Here is a 17,421-nt window from a genome sequence, read left to right on the forward strand (position 1 = left end):
CGCGGCCACCGCCTCGTCATTCACGCCCCTACCCGCGCGTGGCCGGGGCGCGCCATGTGCTACGCGGATCGTCACGGACGAGTAGGCGGGTGCGATCGCAAATCAGGCACTCCCAGATCGTCGCAGGAACCCAGACTGCGTGAGGCGCCGACTGCGTCGTCCGCGCGAGCGCAGCCGATCTCACGGCGCAGCCGCACCGGAGCGATCCGGTGCGGCTGCGCCGCCTCAGGGCTCCGAGTAGAGTCCCGGCAGGAAGGACCCCGGCGGGGCCTCGCCGTATCACTCGTCTATCACGCAGCAATCACCGACTGGGCGGCGCCTCACGGACCAGAATGCTCTGACCTGGAGTTTCATGCCCGCGCTGGACTGGCGTAGACGCCCCTGGACGGTCTCTACAACCTGTGCCATGTGGTACCCAGTGAGGGACCCAGGATCAGGACCGGAGCGTCTTCTGGCCCGTCAAAGCGGTATTGCAGGGTGTTCGGGGACGCCCCTATAACGCGGGGGCGCGGGAAACCGGTCTGACCAGGTTGAAGACCTCGCGGGCGGCGTATCGCTTGAGGCATCGGATGATCTCGCGCCGGGTTTTGCCTTCCTGGGTGCGGCGTTCGTAGTACGCCTGGGTGCGCGGGTCGTGGCGCAGGCGGGTGAAGACGATGCGGTGCAGGGCCGCGTTCGCCTGCCGGTCGCCGCCGTGGTTGAGGCGGCGCGTGCTCCTACGACCAGAGGAATACTCGATGGGGCTGACTCCGCAAAGGGCAGCAAAGGACGCCTCGGTGTTCAGCCGCTCGGGGTTGTCTCCCATGGTGATCAGCAGGGTGACGGCGCTGTCCGGACCGATGCCCACCGGTACGAGTAGCTGTGGGGCGTGGTGTTCGACGAGCCGGGTCAGACGTTGGTTCAGCTCATTGATCTGCCCGGTGAGCTGTTCGATCCGCTCCGCGAGCATTCTCAGAGTCATATGGGTGGCCTGGACCACCGCGGTTTCGTCCTCCCCGCCGTCGCCTGGCCCGAGGCGTGCGCAGGCGTGGAACAACTCGCGGTTGCCCAGGCTGGACAGTCGTTCCCGCAGTGCGGGATCGGCGATGACCAGGACGGCTTTGAGCTGGTTGATCGCCTGGGTACGGGCCTTGACCGCGGAGCCCTTGGCGAGCTTGAAGATCCGGGCGCTGTGCACCGGACCGTCGCCGGATTTCGCCTGGGCCCGGGCGCAACCGCTGAGCACGGCTCGCGCGGCGGCCTGAGCGTCGAGCGGGTCCGACTTCCCCAGCAGTCGGCGGGCCGAGCGGTCGAGCCGGTTCACTTCGAACACCTGGATCTGCTGGGCCAGCAGGTAGCGGGACAGGCCCGCGCCGAAGGTGCCGGTGCCCTCCACGCCGGCCCGGCGCACCGTACCGCGCTTGCGGGCCCAAACGAGCAACTGTCGGTAGCCAGCCGCCGTCGCGGGAAAGGACCCCGTTCCTAGGATCTTCCCGAGCGGAGAGATCACAGCGGCAACATGCACCTCGCCGTGCGTGTCCACGCCCAGAACGACCTCTCGCCGAACGGGAGGATCCGTGTTCGAGGAGGTGCTGCGCTGTCTGGTCGTCATGTTGGTTCGCCTCCCACGTGGTGACGTGCTGGCTGGGGTGAATGGCACCGGCCTGCTCGGGCGGTCTGAACCGTGATGGCGCCTGAAACTCGGCAAGGCCCCTATAGGGACACGCCCTGTGGCTCGGTGGCAGGCAGCATCCCGCAACAGGAGTCGACAGGTCCGTGACTGGACACTTCGGTCATACTGCCCCTATAACGGGGGGACGCTGGGTACCGTCCTGACCAGGTGGAAGACCTCCCGGGCCGCATAGCGCTTGAGGCTTCGGACTATCTCGCGCCGGGTCTTGCCCTCCTTGCTGCGGCGTTCGTAGTAGTCCTGGGTACGCGGGGCGACGCGCAGGCGGGTCTGCACGATCCGGTGCAGGGCCGCGTTCGCTTGCCGGTCGCCGCCCCGGTTGAGGCGACGGTACTGCCGACTGCCCGAGGAACGCTCGACCGGGCTGACACCGCACAGCGCAGCGAACGACGCTTCACTGCCCAGGCGTTCCGGGTTGCCCCCCACCGTGATCAGCAAAGTGACGGCCGTGTCCGGACCGATGCCCACCACCTCGAGCAGCTGCGGAGCGTGGCGCTCCACCAGCCGGGTCAGGCGGCCTTCCAGGTCCTGGATCTCTTCGCTGAGCTGTCCGATGCGCCGGGCCAGGAGGCCCAGGGTGACGTGGGTGGCGTGGAGCACAGCCCGCTCGCCGGTCTCATGGTTCAGGCTGTCGTCGACGAGCTCTGCGCAGGTGCGGAAGAGTTCTGCGTTGCCCAGCCCGGCCAGTTCCTCCCTCAGCTGCGGATCGGCACGGATGGGGACGGCCTTGAGCTGGTTGATCGCCTGGGTGCGGGCCTTGACCGCCGAGTCCTTGGCCGGCTTGTACATCCGGGCGATCTCCACCGGCCCGTCGCCCGTCTTGGCCTGGGCGCGCGCCCGCCCGCTCAGCACGGCCCGGGCCGCGTTCTCGGCATCGAGCGGGTCCGAGTTGCCGCGCCTACGGCGGTCGGCCCGGTCGAACCGGTTCACATCGAAAACGTCAACACCCTGGGCCGGCAGGTAGCGGGACAGGGCCGCCCCGAAGGAACCCGTACCTTCCACTCCGGCCCGCCGCACCGTACCCGACGCCCTGGCCCACCCCAGCAGGTTGCGGTAGCCGGCCGCGCTGGCCGGGAACTCCTGGGTGCCGATCACTTCCCCCACCAGGGAGAGCACGGCGGCCACATGGGCATCCCGGTGCGTGTCCACTCCCAGGACCACCTCCCCCGCCGGTCGACGCCGACGAGGACGCGAAGCGGAAGACGTGCCGGTCATACTCGTTCCCTTTCAGGCCCAACGGCTTGTCCCGTAGTCGGCAGCGGGCCGTGCGGACGGTCAGAATCGTGATGACGCCTTTCCGGCAAGCCCCTATCGAGACACGTCCATCAGCCCGAGACCAACAGTGCGCAGTCCCATGGCCGGCGGTCGACACAGTGTGATCAGGACACCTCGGTCAGAGATCTCAGGAGTCAGACTCCGCCGTAGGACAGGCACCCACCTACGGTTCTCGGCCCAACCGGCCTCCAGCCACGTCAGCCCGCTCGTTCGAGCGAATTGACTGGAACCGCCCGTCGCCGACGAACAGAACTGGCACCATTCCGCCGTCGTACGACACTTCGAGTCGAAGGCGGACCATTGGAACGGCGGGTCAATGAGCGGCAGCTGTCGGTGTTTCAACCCGGTCGCTCCAGCCTTCGCCAGCACCCTGCTCGACGCGACCGGCCTCCTCCTCGGCCGACTCCCGCTCAGTCGCGACCGGGTGTGGCTGGTCGTGCGAGACGCGGGCCTGACGGATCGGCAGGTGGGCGACTCGTGGTGGAACGCTCCCTGTCAGCCGACCTGCAGCACCTTGATCGCGTCGCTCACCCGAACCGTCCCGGCTGCAAGGACGTCCAGGTAGACACCGAGCACGATGCCGGGATCCGCCGGAAGTTCGTGGACGGTCGAATTACGCGTCAACTGGCCCGAAGACCGACCGCCAGCGTCAGTTCAAGGACCCGGTGCGGCGATGCGAGATCCGGAAACAGCTCCCGCAGCTGCGACATCCGGTACCGGACTGTCTGGGGATGGACGAACAACGCCGCCGCCACCTCGTCCCGCCTGCCCTGGTGCAGCAGCCACGCCCGCAACGTCTCCTCCAGCCGCCGTGCGGTCGCGACAGGCAAGGTGCGCAACGGTGCGAGGGCTCGGGCACGCAGGTCTGTGAACGCGTCCACGTCGGCGCTCAGCACCAGCTCGGGCAGGTGGTCCTCGGTGTCGCGGATATCAGAGGAGAGGGAGCGCGCGCGTGTGGCTCGTGCGTACGAGGACGACGCACGAGTCCATGGCCGGGCCGGGCCGACCACGGCGGTGCGGTCGGTCAGCTGCCGCACGAGATGTGATCGGTCGGAATCGGGGACGAGCAGCACACCGGTGGCGTCCGGCAGATCGTCGAGGACGAGGGTGCTCGGGTCGAGCGCGCGGTAGGCAGGCCGGGCCTGGGCGGCGGGCAGCAGGACCGCCGTCAGCGTAACCGGAGGCTGCCATCCGGCCCGTTGAGCAGAGGCCAGCAGCACGTCCGGGCTCGCGCCGGCGAGGAGGTCGCGGGCCAGGTGTTCCAGGTGGCGCTCGTGGGCTCTGCCCCGGGCGGCCAGTTCGTCGGCGTGGCCCGCGGCGCTCGCGGCGGAGAGCTCGTCAATGTAGGCGAAGGTCAGCTCGGCGAACTTGGCGACCTCGGCGGCGGGCAGACCTGCGGACACGGCGCCCGCTGCCAGGCATCGCCAGGCCACGCGGGCGCCGACGCGGTAGGCGCTGAGCAGGGCGTCCATCGAACGGCCGTCGCGCACCTCGCCGCGGCCCAGCTCGTAGGCCGCGTCACCGCCGTCGCTGCCCCTGGCGTTCCCGCTCGCGAGGTCCAGGTAGTGCCCGAGGGCGGTGCGAACGGCTCGGCGGATGGTGCCGCCCATGTGGCCCGAAAGGGCGTTGGCGTAGGAAGGGACCTCGTCGATGATCGCCTGGACGACCTCGTCGGCGGTGGTCTTCAGCGCGGCCCGAAGTGCGGTGACCGTCGTCTCATCCAGGGCCAGTTCGCTGGCCCTCTGGGTTACACGACTCACGTTTTTATTCCCTGCGAACAATTCCACCCACCAGATTCACGTCCTACGGTCAGGACTTTACGCCCTGAGACGCAGCAAGCTGGAGTCATGACGAGTGCAGCCCTTCGCAGCAGGGCGTGGAAACTGCTGGAGATGGTCACGACGCCGCTGCTGCCGTCGGACTACCTCGACCTGGTCAGCCCACTGCGTGCGGGCGCCGACCTGCGGGGGCGCATTGAGGCCGTGCACCCCGAGACGGATGACGCCGCGACTGTCGTGATCAGGCCGGGACGGGGCTGGCGCGGCCACACAGCCGGTCAGTACGTGCGGATCGGGGTCGACGTCGACGGCGTACGCCTGTGGCGTGCCTACTCCATCACCTCGCCGACGAACCGCCAGGACGGCCGCGTCACGATCACCGTGAAGGCGATCCCGGACGGCAAGGTCAGCAACCACCTGGTCCGCAGGGTGAAACCGGGCACATTGATCCAGCTCGACCAGGCGACCGGTGACTTCGTGCTGCCGCCGGCCAAGCCCGCCAAGGTGCTCTACCTGACGGCCGGCAGCGGCATCACGCCCGTGATGGGCATGCTGCGCGACATCGAGTTCGACGACGTCGTCATGGTCCACTGCGCGCCACGGGCGCAGGACGTGATCTTCCGAAACGAACTGCACGATCTGGTCGCGGACGAGAAGCTGCGGCTCATCGAGGTGCACACCGACACGGACGGCATGCTCGACATCGCCCGTCTCAACGAACTCGTGCCCGACTGGGCCGAGCGCGAGACCTGGGCTTGCGGGCCGGCGGGCCTGCTTGACGCCGCCGAAGAGCACTGGAGCGGGCACGGCGTCCAAGTGCGCCTGCACACCGAACGCTTCCGCCCCAGAATCGTCGTCGCCGGCGACGGCGGCGAGGTCACGTTCAGCGCCACCGGCAAGACCGTCGACGCGGACGGCGCCACGCCGTTGCTGGACGTCGGCGAGGAGGCCGGCGTGCTCATGCCGTCCGGGTGCCGTATGGGCATCTGCTTCGGCTGCGTCACGCCGCTCAAGGCGGGCGCCGTCCGAGACCTGCGCACCGGCGAGATCACCGAGGCCGAGCCGGGCGTCCTCATCCAGACCTGTGTGTCCGCCGCGGCGGGCCCTTGCCACATCGACCGGTAGGAGCACCTTGACCGCCATCGACCCCACCGCCCACCTGACGGCGGAGCAGATCGAGGAGCTCGGCCACGAGCTGGACGCGATCCGCGACGAAGTGATCGCCGGACGCGGCGAGAAGGACGCCGCCTACATCCGTAGGGTCATCTCGGCGCAGCGCAAGCTCGAGCTGGTCAGCAGGGGCGTGCTGCTGTTCTCGATCTTCCCGCCGGCGTGGCTGCTCGGCACCGCCGGTCTGTCCGTGGCGAAGATCATGGACAACATGGAGATCGGCCACAACATCCTGCACGGCCAGTGGGACTGGATGCGGGACCCGAAGATCCACTCCACCACCTGGGAATGGGATCACGTCTCGCCGGCCGACCAGTGGAAGCACTCTCACAACGAGCTGCACCACACGTACACCAACGTGATCGGCAAGGACAACGACCTCGGCTACGGCATCATGCGCGTCGACGAGGACCAGGAGTGGCACCCGTTCCACCTCGGCCAGCCGCTGTGGAACTTCATCAACGCCTGCTTCTTCGAGTACGGCATCGCAGCGTACGACCTGGAGCTCGGCAAGAACCTGCACAAGCGGCGCCGCAAGAACCCGGAGTTCCGCGCGCGGGCCAAGGCCGTGGGCCGCAAGATCCGCAAGCAGGTGCTGAAGGACTACGTGATCCACCCGCTGCTGTCGGGCCCGTCGTTCCTCACCACGCTCGCCGCCACGTTCACCGCGAACCTGGTCCGCAACATCTGGTCCCACTCGGTGATCATGTGCGGACACTTCCCCGAGGGCGTGCAGGTCTTCGAGCGCCGGTCGATCAAGGGCGAGACGCGCGGGCAGTGGTACCTGCGCCAGATGATGGGCTCGGCGAACATCAGCGGCAGCAGGGCCATGCACTTCATGACCGGCAACCTGTCGCACCAGATCGAGCACCACCTGTTCCCGGACCTGCCGAGCAACCGGTACGCCGAGGTCGCGGTGAAAGTGCGCGCACTGTTCGAGAAGTACGAGCTGGAGTACGTCACCGGACCACTGCCCAAACAGGTGTTCTCCGCATGGCGCAAGGTCTTCCGGCTCTCGCTGCCGAACAAGAAGCCCAAGGTCAAGACGCCGGACCGTGAGCAGGAGCTCGTCGCCGCCTGATGGGTGCAAGCGCCTGGCTCACGAACCCGAGGTCAGGCGCCCTTGTCCGCAGGCTCCAGAATCGCCACGCACTCCGCGTGATGCGTCATCGAAAACACGTCAGGAGGCACGGAGAGAGGAAAAAGTAAAAGTCAGAGCGCTCTTGCGGTGTTCGGGGCGGCCAGCGAGGTGCTGGAGCGTCACAACGCGGCAGGCTTCTCCGGGGGGCAAACCCGACAGGCCACCTGCACGAATGGCTGGTCTCAAACGCTTACGTTCACGCGTGACACCCGGACGCAGGCCCTGCCTCGGACCGGCCCGACATGACGAGCAGCCACTATTCGGAGTCAGGGTGCATCTGCACCCACCGGCCGTTGATGAACTTCATCTCCACACCGTAGAACGGCTGGGGCGGGGGGACCGGCCGCTTGCCGCGGTGTGGCGCTGTCGGCTGCTTGGGGCGGTCGGCGGGCTGCACCTTCGCGGCCCCCGGCTTCATTTTCGCGTCGCGCTTCCGCAACGCTTCGATCTTTTTGAGGAGTTCGGCGCGGCTGATGTCTTTCGGCGCCCGGGTGAGACCGGGCGGAGCCGCCGAACGGGTCGGCGAGCGGTCCGTGGCCGACTGGCAGGCGCGGTGCACCGGCTGTCCGTCCGCGGCGAAGACGAGCTTCCTCCTGGCCACCGGCAGGCGGCATACCGCACAGCGCTTGAGCGCGGGCTTGGGCTTGAACGTGTCGGACACGATCCCCCCGGATGGTGATGCCTTGGTGGGACAGCAGGATAGGCGCGCTGATGACAGCTCGGGGGAGTTCGAGCGAAATGTGAACGCTCCTTTCTTCGCGGAACGGTACGTTCGCGCCGGAAATGCGAGACGTTGCCGACAGTTGTCAGCCGGCTCAGCAGGAAGGGCCGAGGACCACCGGTCGCGGGACTGCGACGAGGGCGAACTCAGCGGGTCGGCGAACCGTCGTCTGTGCGGCCGCGCATACCTTCAGCAGGGGGTGAGGAAGGCAATGTTGCAGCTCGGCGACGCCGAAACCCTGGAAGGGCTTGGGCGGTCCCATCGAGGGGGATGATGGCCGCGCGGACGTCGTCACCGTCTCCGATCCGGCGGCAACGAACCGCCAGGGCGAGGCGCCGCGGCGCCTCGGTCGCGCGTTTTCAGGCTAGCCACATCCGTCTCCCAGCCTTCGGCCCGCGCCGCAGGCCACTTCGTTCGGATGCGACACGGCTGTCGGCGTCGGCCGGCCGATCAGAGCGTCCACTCGGTGCACGACGGATGCCCCCCGAACCCGGTCGAGCGGCCTCCCCGGTCCATGCAGAGGCCCTCAACGAACGCTGCCGTGTGTATGAGGTGATCTCACCGGGGTGCCGCTGTCGGACGGCGCCGCTGCCGTCATCTCGGGTCACTCCCGGGGGAAGGCGTCGCCGGTCGGCCAGCGTTCCGGCAGACCGAGAGCAGTGTGGACGGAGCGAATCGCGGGCTGGCACTCGACCTGGATCCCAGCCAGTTGCGTCGTTGCCCAGGTAGGAAAGATGGGGGCAGGAAGCGAGGCAGGATCCGGGCTTTGCCAGAGAACGGGAGTGTTTTTCGTCCAGGTCCAGGGTGCTGGGTTGTTCACGACGAGCACGCCGCTGACACGGCTGTGGGCATGGTCGTAGGTGGCAGTCCAGTAGCCATCGGGCTTGCGGCTCAAGGTCGATCCGCTGTCGTAGGCGTACTCGACCGTACTCCCGTACAGCGCTCTCTCGATGTCCTCACCTTCGGGGAAGCCGGCTGCATGGCCCAGCGCCACGATGAATGGAAGCTCCAGGTCACCATACTTCCCGCTCCGCGCCTGCTGGCACTCGCCGAGAGCGGCCTCGACGGACAGGACACATGGGAGTCGGAAGGAGGGTCCGGACTCAGGTGAGAGGCCCGATCCGGGCGGGCCCGGGTGGCGAGGCCGGCCCCGGGGCGTCTACGACTCCTCGATGAAGCGGGCCGCCCTGTGCAACGCCGGCTGGACGACCAGCCTGGTCTGGTGGGAGACCCCGCGCCGACCTTGCAGGCCACCACGGTGGCCGGGGCGCGGTGCGGGTGGTCTTGCCCGACTGTGCGCGCCCCCCCAACGGCCGCGCTTGCCCCCCTTGAATGGGTGTGATGGGCTCGACCCCGAATGGGGGGCGAACCGTGAACGACCTCACCGTGACCACCCGAAAGCACTCCAACCGCACCGTGATCACCGTAGCCGGGGAGATGGATCTCGCGACCTGCCCCGCACTCGCGCAGGCCACCCTCGACATACCGCCGCACGGCAAGAAGCGGTTGCGTCCAGGGAAGTGGTGTAGCGGAGTGCGTCGTGAAGGGGATAGCGGCATCGTGGAGGACGTGAGGCCCGGCGAAAAGCACGAGTGGCGGCTGTCGGCGGCGGAACCGGGACTGTGGCAGCGGGTCGTCGAGCAGCTGGGCACGGCGGTGACCGTGATCGACCCGGCGGGGCGGATCATCGCGGTCAACCCGGCCGCCGAACGGCTGCTGGGGCACGCGGCAGCGGTCATGGACGGGCAGGACCTGCACGACCTGTGCCATCGGGACCCGGGAGGCGCCCGGATCCCACGCAAGCAATGCCCACTGCTGCAGGCACTGGCCGAGGGGCGTCCGGCGCGCGGGGACGACGACAGGTGCCTGCGGGGTGACGGACGGCTGATCCCGATCTCCTGGTCGGCCACGCCTCTGACGCAGGACGGTGTCTCCCTGGGCATGGTCGTGCTCACCGTCGAGACCGCGGCGGACCACCGCGCCCACCGCGAACGCGCGGAACGTGCCGACCACGCGGAACGTACCGAGCAGGCGGAACGAGCCGCTCGCACGACCGCACTGGAGAGCAACGCCGAGCGATTGACGCTCGTCACAGAGATCACCGAGGTACTCGGTCAGACCCTGGAGGTGGACGAGGCCCTCGCCCGGTTGAGCCGGCTCCTGGTTCCCCGTTTCGCCGACTTCGCGGCGGTGGACCTGCGGGTCGGCTCCCGTCAGGTGCACCGGGTAGCGGTGACCGGACCGGAGGGCCGCGACGCCGGACAGGAGGACTGGCGCGGACACCTTCCGCCGCCGCCCGGAGAAGGGGCCCACTCGGCCTTGGTCCAGGTGCTGAACGGAGGCGGTCCCGTCCTGCGGGACCGTTCCGGCATGGAGGCGCCGCCCGACTCCCCGTTGGCCGCCGTCCACCACGCCTTCCTCGAAGCGACCGGCGCGACATCGGTCATCACGGTGCCGTTGAGCGCCGGCCAGCAGGTCACCGGCGCCCTGACACTGGTGCGCAGCGACCCGGCACGGCCCTTCGACACCGGCGACCTGGACGCGGCGAGCGACATCGGCCGCCGGGTCGGCCCGGTGATCGACAACGCCCGCCGGTTCGGTCGGCAGCGCGAGGTCGCCGAGGCCATGCAACGCAACCTCCTGCCCCCGCTGCCCCTGCACGGCCTCATCCAGCTGGCCGCCCGGTACCAGCCCGCGCCGGCCGGCTCGCAGGTCGGTGGCGACTGGTACGACGCGTTCACGCTGAGGGACGGCACGCTCGCCCTGGTCATCGGCGACGTCGTGGGCCACGATCTGACCGCCGCGGCCGGCATGGCGCAGTTGCACGGCATCCTGCGCTCCCTGGCCTGGGACCACACCGGGCCGACCGGTGCCGTCGTCGACCGACTCGACGATGCCATGCACGCCATCACGGCCGTGTCGATGGCCACCCTCGTCCTCGCCCGGGTGGACGGCCCGGACACCGGCCCCTACACACTGCACTGGACCAGTGCCGGGCACCCGCCGCCCCTGCTGCTGACCCCCGGCGGGAACGCGCAGTACCTCGAAGCCGGGCAGGGGCTGATCCTCGGAACCCACCTGGGCGGCATCCACCGGCCGAGCGCCGCCCACGCCCTGCCACCGGGGTCCACGCTCCTGCTCTACACCGACGGCCTGATCGAGCTTCCCGGCAGCGACCTGGACACCGGGCTCGGCCGACTGCGCAGCCATGCCCTCGCCCTCGCGTACGAACCGCTGGACACCCTCTGCGACCGGTTGTCCGCCCGGGTGCCCCCCGGCAGCACCGACGACATCGCCCTCCTCGCCCTGCGCCTGCCCATGCCCTGAACCGGGTGGAAGCGTGATCGACGCCGTGACCGTCAGGGTGTCGCCTCCGGCACTTCGCCACCCCCAGGACCTCGACGTTTCAACGGCCCGGCTGTCCCAGCGTGACGCGTACCTGGACTTCCGCCGCACGGGCATTCCGCCCGCTTGGGCGAGTTCGCCGCCGTCTTCGACTTCCCCGCGAAGAAGGACGGGCGCCCACGCGTCTGCGCTTCCATGTCGCCCGGACCTGGCGGGCACCCTGGGGATCCCGGAGACGGGTGGGATGTACCGGGTTGCGATCGAGGACGTCAGCGCCTGGACCGGGGGCGACTTCAGCTGTTCCGACCGCTGAGCGACGGCGACGGGAACCCGCTGCACGCAGTGTGGGCCCGACCGTCGTACCGGTCGGGCCCACACTGCCGGTCAGATGTCGGGTCGAGTCTGTTTGCCCGGTCAGACCGTGACGGGGGTGCCGAGCATCGCGGAGGCGTGCTGCGTCCAGCCGGGGATGCCTTGAGGCGCGGCCTTGGGGAGGGCGCGGCAGGTGAAGCCGAGCCGAGTCATGGCCCGGGGACTTCGGCGGCGCTGAAGTCACGGCGGTCCTGGCGGGTGATGACTTGGCCGACTTGCTTGAGGGGGTAGTGGCGGCGGCCGATGATCACCGATTCTCCGGTGACCGGTTCGGGTTTGGTGTCCTTCATCGATTCCAGCACTCCGCCCTTGGTGAGCTCGAAGGGGAAGCGGGCGATGACGCAGCGCATGTGGCCTCACAGGGAGAGGGAAGAACGTCCGACCAGGGGCGAGGCGTTTCAGCGGGTGGCGAGGACGCCCGGGGCGCTGCCTTGCTCGTCTACGACTCGCAGAGCACCGAGCCGACGGGAGCGCATCGCGTGCTCGGCTTCGTCATCGCGGTCACGGGTGAGGTGGACGATCCGTGGTCACCGAGGATGTCGCGCAGACGGACGCGGTCCGTGTGAGCGCCGCTGTCGCGGACGGCGGTGAGGTCGGTTCGGGTCACCAGGCCGATGCGCTGGTCGTCCTGGTCGCAGATGACCAGCCGGCCCGTGCGTGCGGCGGCCATGACGGCCAGCGCCACCTCGACGCTCATGTCGTCACAGACCCGCGGTCCGGCTGCGTCCATGCCCTCCACCGCCGTCCTGTACTCGGGGTTGGCGCCCGCCGGGCGGGGCTGCATCTGAATCAGCGTCAAAAGGTGCCTCCTGCAGAGATGGGTCGGCTTTCCGATCACGAGGGTTCTAGGCCACCGTGTCGAGGACGGGCTGGCGTACGCGGGCGCGCCGGGTCGCCGAGGAAGGGCTGCGTCGGCCTCGGGAGGTGGCGCCGCGCTTGGGGCGTTCGACCACCGGTGCGGTGATGACGACCGGGATGCCGGACGGGGCCTGGGCGCCGGTGATCCGGCTCAGGGCCTCGTCGCCCGCGCGGATCTGGGTGGTCTGGGGCCTGATTCCGGCGTCTGACATGAGGCGGACCATGCCGCGGCGCTGGTTCGGTGTGACGAGGGTGACGACGCTGCCGGACTCGCCGGCGCGGGCGGTACGGCCGCCGCGGTGGAGGTAGTCCTTGTGGTCGGTCGGCGGATCGACGTTGACGACCAGGTCGAGGTTGTCGACGTGGATGCCACGCGCCGCGACATTGGTCGCCACCAGCACGGTGACGTGCCCGGTCTTGAACTGCGCCAGCGTGCGGGTGCGTTGCGGCTGCGACTTGCCGCCGTGCAGCGCGGCGGCGCGTACCCCGCTGTTGAGCAGCTCCTGGGTCAGCCGGTCGACGGCGTGCTTGGTGTCCAGGAACATGATCACGCGGCCGTCGCGGGCGGCGATCTCGATCGTGGTGGCGTGCTTGTCGGCGCCGTGGACGTGCAGGACGTGGTGCTCCATCGTGGTGACCGCACCGGCCGACGGGTCGACCGAGTGCACGACGGGGTCGGTCAGATAGCGGCGCACCAGCAGGTCGACGTTGCGGTCCAGGGTGGCGGAGAAGAGCATGCGCTGCCCCTCCGGGCGCACCTGGTCGAGCAGCGCGGTGACCTGGGGCATGAAGCCCATGTCGGCCATCTGGTCGGCCTCGTCCAGCACGGTGATGCCGACGTGGTTCAGCCGGCAGTCGCCGCGGTCGATGAGGTCCTTGAGGCGCCCCGGTGTCGCGACGACGACCTCGGCTCCGCCGCGCAGCGCGCCGGCCTGCCGGCCGATCGACATGCCGCCCACCACCGTGGCCAGCCGCAGCCTGACGGAACGGGCGTACGGGGTGAGCGCGTCGGTCACCTGCTGTGCCAGCTCACGCGTGGGTACGAGGATCAGCCCCAGCGGCCGGCGGGGCTCGGCACGCTGTCCGGCGGTGCGGGCGAGCAGGGCGAGGCCGAAGGCGAGGGTCTTGCCGGAACCGGTGCGGCCGCGGCCCAGGACGTCACGGCCCGCCAGGGAGTTCGGCAGCGTCGCTCCCTGGATCGGGAACGGTGCGGTCACACCCTGCCTGCCGAGTTCGGCCAGCAGTTGCTCGGGCATGTCGAGATCGGCGAAGCCCTCAACGGCGGGCAGCGCGGGGGTGATCGTCCTGGGCAGCGCGAACTCACCCTGCACTGCGGCGGGCCGACGGCCGTAACCGCCGGAGCGGACGGGCCCGCCGGTACGGCGCGGTGCCTGCGAGCCGTAGCCGCTGCCGCGCCTTCCGGCATCGGCACGGCCGTCACGGGTGCGGGCGGGGCGGTCGTTCGTGTACGGGCGGTTCATGCGGAACCTTCCTCGATGTGGCACATATCAAGGAATTCCCGCGATGAATGGCACGGAGAATTACAAGTATGGACCGGTGGCCAAAGAAAGCAGACCTGGCCGGCGAAGACATCCGTGGGCACAGGTGCTGAAATAAGTGACGCGATGGGGACCTTGCGATCCGGGCGCCGGCTGCGGTGCAGCGCTTCAGGATGCGTCTGCGCCCTGAGGGAGGGACCGCTTGTGGTGGTGCTGCGGATTTCTCCGGGGCGTCCCGCGGGTGAAAGCCGCTGCGGGATACGCATGCAGCTGGGGCCCGCACCCCGAAGGATGCGGGCCCCAGCTACGGATTGCGCGTGAGCGTCAGGCCGGAACGATGTTCTCGGCCGTCAGGCCCTTCTGGCCCTGCGCGATGTCGAAGGTCACCTTCTGACCCTCGAGCAGCTCACGGAAGCCCTGCGCGGCAATGTTCGAGTAGTGGGCGAACACGTCGGCGCCGCCGCCGTCCTGCTCGATGAAGCCGAAGCCCTTTTCCGCGTTGAACCACTTCACGGTACCAGTAGCCATGTCATATCTCCTGTGGGGCAGTGCATCCGCGTCCGCACCACGCGCACGCCGTGTCGCCGCGATGATCACCCCGCCCGGAAATGACCGGAAATACAAAAGCACTCCCGACCGGCAGAAGCCTGGTGGGGGCACTTGAAGTTTCGGGAACCACAACTGCAACTGAGACAGACAGTAGCACGCCGGAGCGGGCCGTGTGCGGTGGATAATTCCAGTCTGCTCTTCGCGGCAAAAACTCCCACTGCACGGACCCCCAAAATCTGATCCCTCGGGAACAGATTTTGATTCACTCGGAGAGTTGCCAACCGGCACGCTGCGCGACGATGGAGTAAATCCGCTGCCGCCCAGGAAATGCAGCTGCGAGACGGGGGGCGATGACCACGCAGCGGCTGCCGTTCCCGGTCCCGGACGAGCGAGCCCACCTCCTCAGTGCGGGTGAGGCGTCTGGTCATGAGGGTGATGGCGGCCCAGGTGATCAGGCTCTACCCTCTCACGGGACCGTCGCCGGACGTGGCCCGGGGCCGGGCGCGGCCAGTGAGCACGGCCCGCGCGGCGGCCTGAGCGACGGCAAGGGCCCGGCGTCCCGGAGCCGGGATGCCGGGCCCCCTTGCCGGGCGCGATCAGGCGGGGCGGATGTTCTCGGCCTGCGGGCCCTTCTGGCCCTGCGTGACGTCGAACTCGACCTTCTGGCCCTCCTGCAGCTCGCGGTAGCCCTGGCTGGCGATGTTGGAGTAGTGGGCGAAGACGTCGGGGCCGCCGCCCTCCTGCTCGATGAAGCCGAAGCCCTTCTCGCTGTTGAACCACTTCACTGTGCCCTTGGACATGACTGTCTCCTTTGAGGGAAACCGGGCACGCACGCTGCGCGACCGGGAGGTGATCGCCCTGGTCCGGAGAGGCGCTGAACAGCAAGAACGCCCGTGAGGCGATCACGGGCGAACGGAACTTCGGAACCACGACTGCTGATCACAACGCTATAACGGCAGGACGGAAGCCGCCAGCGAAAACGCGCCGGCATCCGGCCCGGAACGAAGGGCTGGATCGCCCGTGAGGCGAGCCCCGACTACTGCGAGTGGACCAGTGCCGAGGCACGCCGCGGGTGCCCCGCTCCGTCGGGAAAAGGGGATCGCACAGGCAGTGGATCACCTGTCCCGCTCTCCGGGTACCGTCAGGGTATGAGCCATCCGCACCCCGAACTGAAAGCCGCCCCACCCCTTGTCGAAGGAGGGCTGCGGGTCATCGCCCTGGGCGGCCTGGGTGAGATCGGCCGCAACATGACCGTCTTCGAGCACGCGGGCAAGCTGCTGATCGTCGACTGCGGCGTGCTGTTCCCCGAGGAGACCCAGCCCGGCGTGGACGTGATCCTGCCGGACTTCACCTCGATCCGTGACCGGCTGGACGACGTCGTGGGCCTGGTCCTCACCCATGGCCACGAGGACCACATCGGCGGCGTACCGTACCTGCTGCGCGAGCGGTCCGACATCCCGGTCGTCGGCTCCAAGCTGACGCTGGCGTTCCTGGATGCCAAGCTCAAGGAACACGGCATCCGGCCGCGCACGGTGCGGGTGCGGGAGGGCGACCGGCGTAAGCTCGGGCCTTTCGACTGCGAGTTCGTGGCGGTCAACCACTCCATCCCCGACAGCCTGGCGGTCGCGATCCGCACCCGGGCCGGGATGGTGCTGCACACCGGCGACTTCAAGATGGACCAGTTCCCTCTCGACGACCGCATCACCGATCTGCGTGCCTTCGCCCGCCTCGGCGAGGAGGGCGTGGACCTGTTCCTCACCGACTCCACCAACGCCGAAGTACCCGGCTTCACCACCTCCGAGCGGGAGCTGAACCCGGCGATCGAGCAGGTGATGCGCACCGCGCCGCGCCGGGTCATCGTCTCCAGCTTCGCCAGCCACGTGCACCGCATCCAGCAGGTCCTGGACGCCGCGCACCAGCACGGCCGCAAGGTCGCCTTCGTCGGCCGGTCGATGGTACGCAACATGGGCATCGCCCGTGACCTGGGCTATCTGAAGGTCCCCTCCGGTCTGGTCGTGAGCACGAAGGAGCTGGAGAAGCTCCCGGACCACAAGATCACTCTGGTGTGCACCGGGTCCCAGGGCGAACCGATGGCCGCGCTGTCACGGATGGCCAACCGGGACCACGTGATCCGGATCGGCAAGGGTGACACCGTGCTGCTCGCCAGCTCCCTCATCCCCGGCAACGAGAACGCCATCTACCGGGTGATCAACGGACTCACCCGGTGGGGCGCCCACGTGGTCCACAAGGGCAACGCCAAGGTGCACGTCTCCGGGCACGCCAGCGCCGGCGAACTCGTCTACTGCTACAACATCGTCAAGCCCCGCAACGTCATGCCCGTGCACGGCGAGTGGCGCCACCTGCAAGCCAACGGCGACCTCGCCATCCGTACCGGTGTCGACCCCGACCGGGTCGTCATCGCCGAGGACGGCGTCGTCGTCGACCTGGTCGACGGGCGGGCGTCCATCACCGGCAAGGTCCCCGCCGGCAACGTCTACGTGGACGGCATGGAAGTCGGCGGCGCCACCGAGGCGTCCCTCAAGGACCGCCTCACCCTCGCCGCCGAAGGCGTGGTCACGGTGGTGGCGATCGTCGACGCGGACACCGGCGCCCTCGCCGAGGCCCCCGACTTCCTGGCTCGGGGCTTCGTCCACGACGACACCACCTTCGAGCCGGTCATCCCCGTCATCGAGAAGACCCTGGCCACCGCGGCCGAGGAAGGCGTCGGGGACGCGCGCCAACTCGAACAGCTCCTCGCCCGCGCCGTGGCGAACTGGGCGTTCCGCACCCACCGCCGCAAGCCGCTCATCATCCCCGTCATCATCGACGCCTGAGCCGCGGCCCGGCGGCACGGTCCACGGTTCCGGCGGCGGGCCCGCGAGCATCGAGGCCGGGCACGCCCGGACCGGACGGTGGCGAAGCCGCCGGTCTCGACGAGGCGGATCACCTCGCCGTGGGCGGCCGGCAGGTCCGCGAGGGAGTCGGTGTTACGGGCGACGGCCCTGTCGCCGCGCTGCAGGGCCGCCTGTTCCCCCCAGGCGAGT

13 protein-coding genes and 3 pseudogenes are annotated in these 17,421 nt (G+C 69.1%); 5 read left to right on the forward strand and 11 right to left on the reverse strand.

Annotated elements, in window-relative coordinates:
* Positions 1 to 493: 493 nt before the first annotated feature.
* From ACI2LW_RS28515 to ACI2LW_RS28530, 4 genes are all read right to left on the reverse strand, one after another.
* Positions 494 to 1,591, reverse strand: a complete 1,098-nt coding sequence (locus tag ACI2LW_RS28515) for an IS110 family transposase (RefSeq protein WP_404734105.1) — start codon at positions 1,589 to 1,591, stop codon at positions 494 to 496.
* Between the two features lie 192 nt (positions 1,592 to 1,783).
* Positions 1,784 to 2,818 (reverse strand): IS110 family transposase, encoded by a 1,035-nt coding sequence (locus ACI2LW_RS28520; protein ID WP_404734106.1) that lies wholly within the window; start codon positions 2,816 to 2,818, stop codon positions 1,784 to 1,786.
* Between the two features lie 621 nt (positions 2,819 to 3,439).
* Complete coding sequence (locus ACI2LW_RS28525) at positions 3,440 to 3,568, reverse strand: hypothetical protein (RefSeq protein ID WP_404734107.1); 129 nt, start codon at positions 3,566 to 3,568, stop codon at positions 3,440 to 3,442.
* Positions 3,565 to 4,704, reverse strand: a complete 1,140-nt coding sequence (locus tag ACI2LW_RS28530) for a PucR family transcriptional regulator (protein WP_404734108.1) — start codon at positions 4,702 to 4,704, stop codon at positions 3,565 to 3,567. Before ACI2LW_RS28530 ends, ACI2LW_RS28525 begins: the two co-directional genes overlap by 4 nt.
* An 87-nt stretch (positions 4,705 to 4,791) precedes the next feature.
* Here ACI2LW_RS28530 and ACI2LW_RS28535 point away from each other — a divergent pair, with 87 nt between their 5' ends.
* Positions 4,792 to 5,847 carry a ferredoxin reductase gene (locus ACI2LW_RS28535; RefSeq protein WP_404734109.1) on the forward strand — a complete coding sequence of 352 codons (1,056 nt, stop codon included), beginning with the start codon at positions 4,792 to 4,794 and terminating at the stop codon, positions 5,845 to 5,847.
* Between the two features lie 7 nt (positions 5,848 to 5,854).
* Complete coding sequence (locus tag ACI2LW_RS28540) at positions 5,855 to 6,973, forward strand: fatty acid desaturase family protein (protein WP_404734110.1); 1,119 nt, start codon at positions 5,855 to 5,857, stop codon at positions 6,971 to 6,973.
* Between the two features lie 316 nt (positions 6,974 to 7,289).
* On the opposite strand, the gene ACI2LW_RS28545 is transcribed toward ACI2LW_RS28540, so the two are convergent.
* Positions 7,290 to 7,694, reverse strand: a complete 405-nt coding sequence (locus ACI2LW_RS28545; RefSeq protein ID WP_404734111.1) for a hypothetical protein — start codon at positions 7,692 to 7,694, stop codon at positions 7,290 to 7,292.
* A 664-nt stretch (positions 7,695 to 8,358) separates the two neighbouring features.
* A complete protein-coding gene (locus tag ACI2LW_RS28550; RefSeq protein ID WP_404734112.1) occupies positions 8,359 to 8,748 on the reverse strand; it encodes a hypothetical protein in 390 nt (129 codons plus the stop codon).
* A gap of 392 nt (positions 8,749 to 9,140) precedes the next feature.
* Between ACI2LW_RS28550 and ACI2LW_RS28555 the strand changes: the two genes are divergently transcribed.
* Entirely contained in the window at positions 9,141 to 11,081 is a 1,941-nt protein-coding gene (locus ACI2LW_RS28555) for a SpoIIE family protein phosphatase (RefSeq protein ID WP_404734113.1), read from the forward strand.
* 135 nt (positions 11,082 to 11,216) lie between these two features.
* A pseudogene (locus ACI2LW_RS28560) lies at positions 11,217 to 11,412 on the forward strand (hypothetical protein); the annotation flags it as partial.
* A gap of 101 nt (positions 11,413 to 11,513) precedes the next feature.
* On the opposite strand, the pseudogene ACI2LW_RS28565 reads toward ACI2LW_RS28560, so the two are convergent.
* The 5 genes and pseudogenes from ACI2LW_RS28565 to ACI2LW_RS28585 form a co-directional block, all read right to left on the reverse strand.
* Positions 11,514 to 11,821, reverse strand: a pseudogene (locus ACI2LW_RS28565) (SCO5918 family protein).
* A 48-nt stretch (positions 11,822 to 11,869) separates the two neighbouring features.
* A pseudogene (locus ACI2LW_RS28570) lies at positions 11,870 to 12,270 on the reverse strand (CBS domain-containing protein).
* A gap of 46 nt (positions 12,271 to 12,316) precedes the next feature.
* Positions 12,317 to 13,810 carry a DEAD/DEAH box helicase gene (locus tag ACI2LW_RS28575; RefSeq protein ID WP_404734114.1) on the reverse strand — a complete coding sequence of 498 codons (1,494 nt, stop codon included), beginning with the start codon at positions 13,808 to 13,810 and terminating at the stop codon, positions 12,317 to 12,319.
* 342 nt (positions 13,811 to 14,152) lie between these two features.
* Positions 14,153 to 14,356, reverse strand: coding sequence for a cold-shock protein (locus ACI2LW_RS28580; RefSeq protein ID WP_269731930.1), 204 nt, complete (start codon positions 14,354 to 14,356; stop codon positions 14,153 to 14,155).
* Positions 14,357 to 14,973: 617 nt separating this feature from the next.
* Positions 14,974 to 15,177, reverse strand: coding sequence for a cold-shock protein (locus tag ACI2LW_RS28585; protein WP_404734115.1), 204 nt, complete (start codon positions 15,175 to 15,177; stop codon positions 14,974 to 14,976).
* Between the two features lie 348 nt (positions 15,178 to 15,525).
* On the opposite strand from ACI2LW_RS28585, the gene ACI2LW_RS28590 reads away from it, so the two are divergent.
* A complete protein-coding gene (locus ACI2LW_RS28590; RefSeq protein WP_404734116.1) occupies positions 15,526 to 17,211 on the forward strand; it encodes a ribonuclease J in 1,686 nt (561 codons plus the stop codon).
* The last annotated feature ends 210 nt before the right edge of the window (positions 17,212 to 17,421 follow it).

It is taken from the genome of Streptomyces sp. NPDC004065 (assembly GCF_044903565.1).
GTDB lineage: Bacteria > Actinomycetota > Actinomycetes > Streptomycetales > Streptomycetaceae > Streptomyces.

Bases quoted from the DNA above. Each gene is read 5' to 3' on its own strand.
- ACI2LW_RS28515 (WP_404734105.1), bottom strand. From the start codon at position 1,591: ATGACGACCAGACAGCGCAGCACCTCCTCGAACACGGATCCTCCCGTT.
- ACI2LW_RS28535 (WP_404734109.1), top strand. From the start codon at position 4,792: ATGACGAGTGCAGCCCTTCGCAGCAGGGCGTGGAAACTGCTGGAGATG.
- ACI2LW_RS28575 (WP_404734114.1), bottom strand. From the start codon at position 13,810: ATGAACCGCCCGTACACGAACGACCGCCCCGCCCGCACCCGTGACGGC.
- ACI2LW_RS28580 (WP_269731930.1), bottom strand. From the start codon at position 14,356: ATGGCTACTGGTACCGTGAAGTGGTTCAACGCGGAAAAGGGCTTCGGC.
- ACI2LW_RS28585 (WP_404734115.1), bottom strand. From the start codon at position 15,177: ATGTCCAAGGGCACAGTGAAGTGGTTCAACAGCGAGAAGGGCTTCGGC.
- ACI2LW_RS28590 (WP_404734116.1), top strand. From the start codon at position 15,526: ATGAGCCATCCGCACCCCGAACTGAAAGCCGCCCCACCCCTTGTCGAA.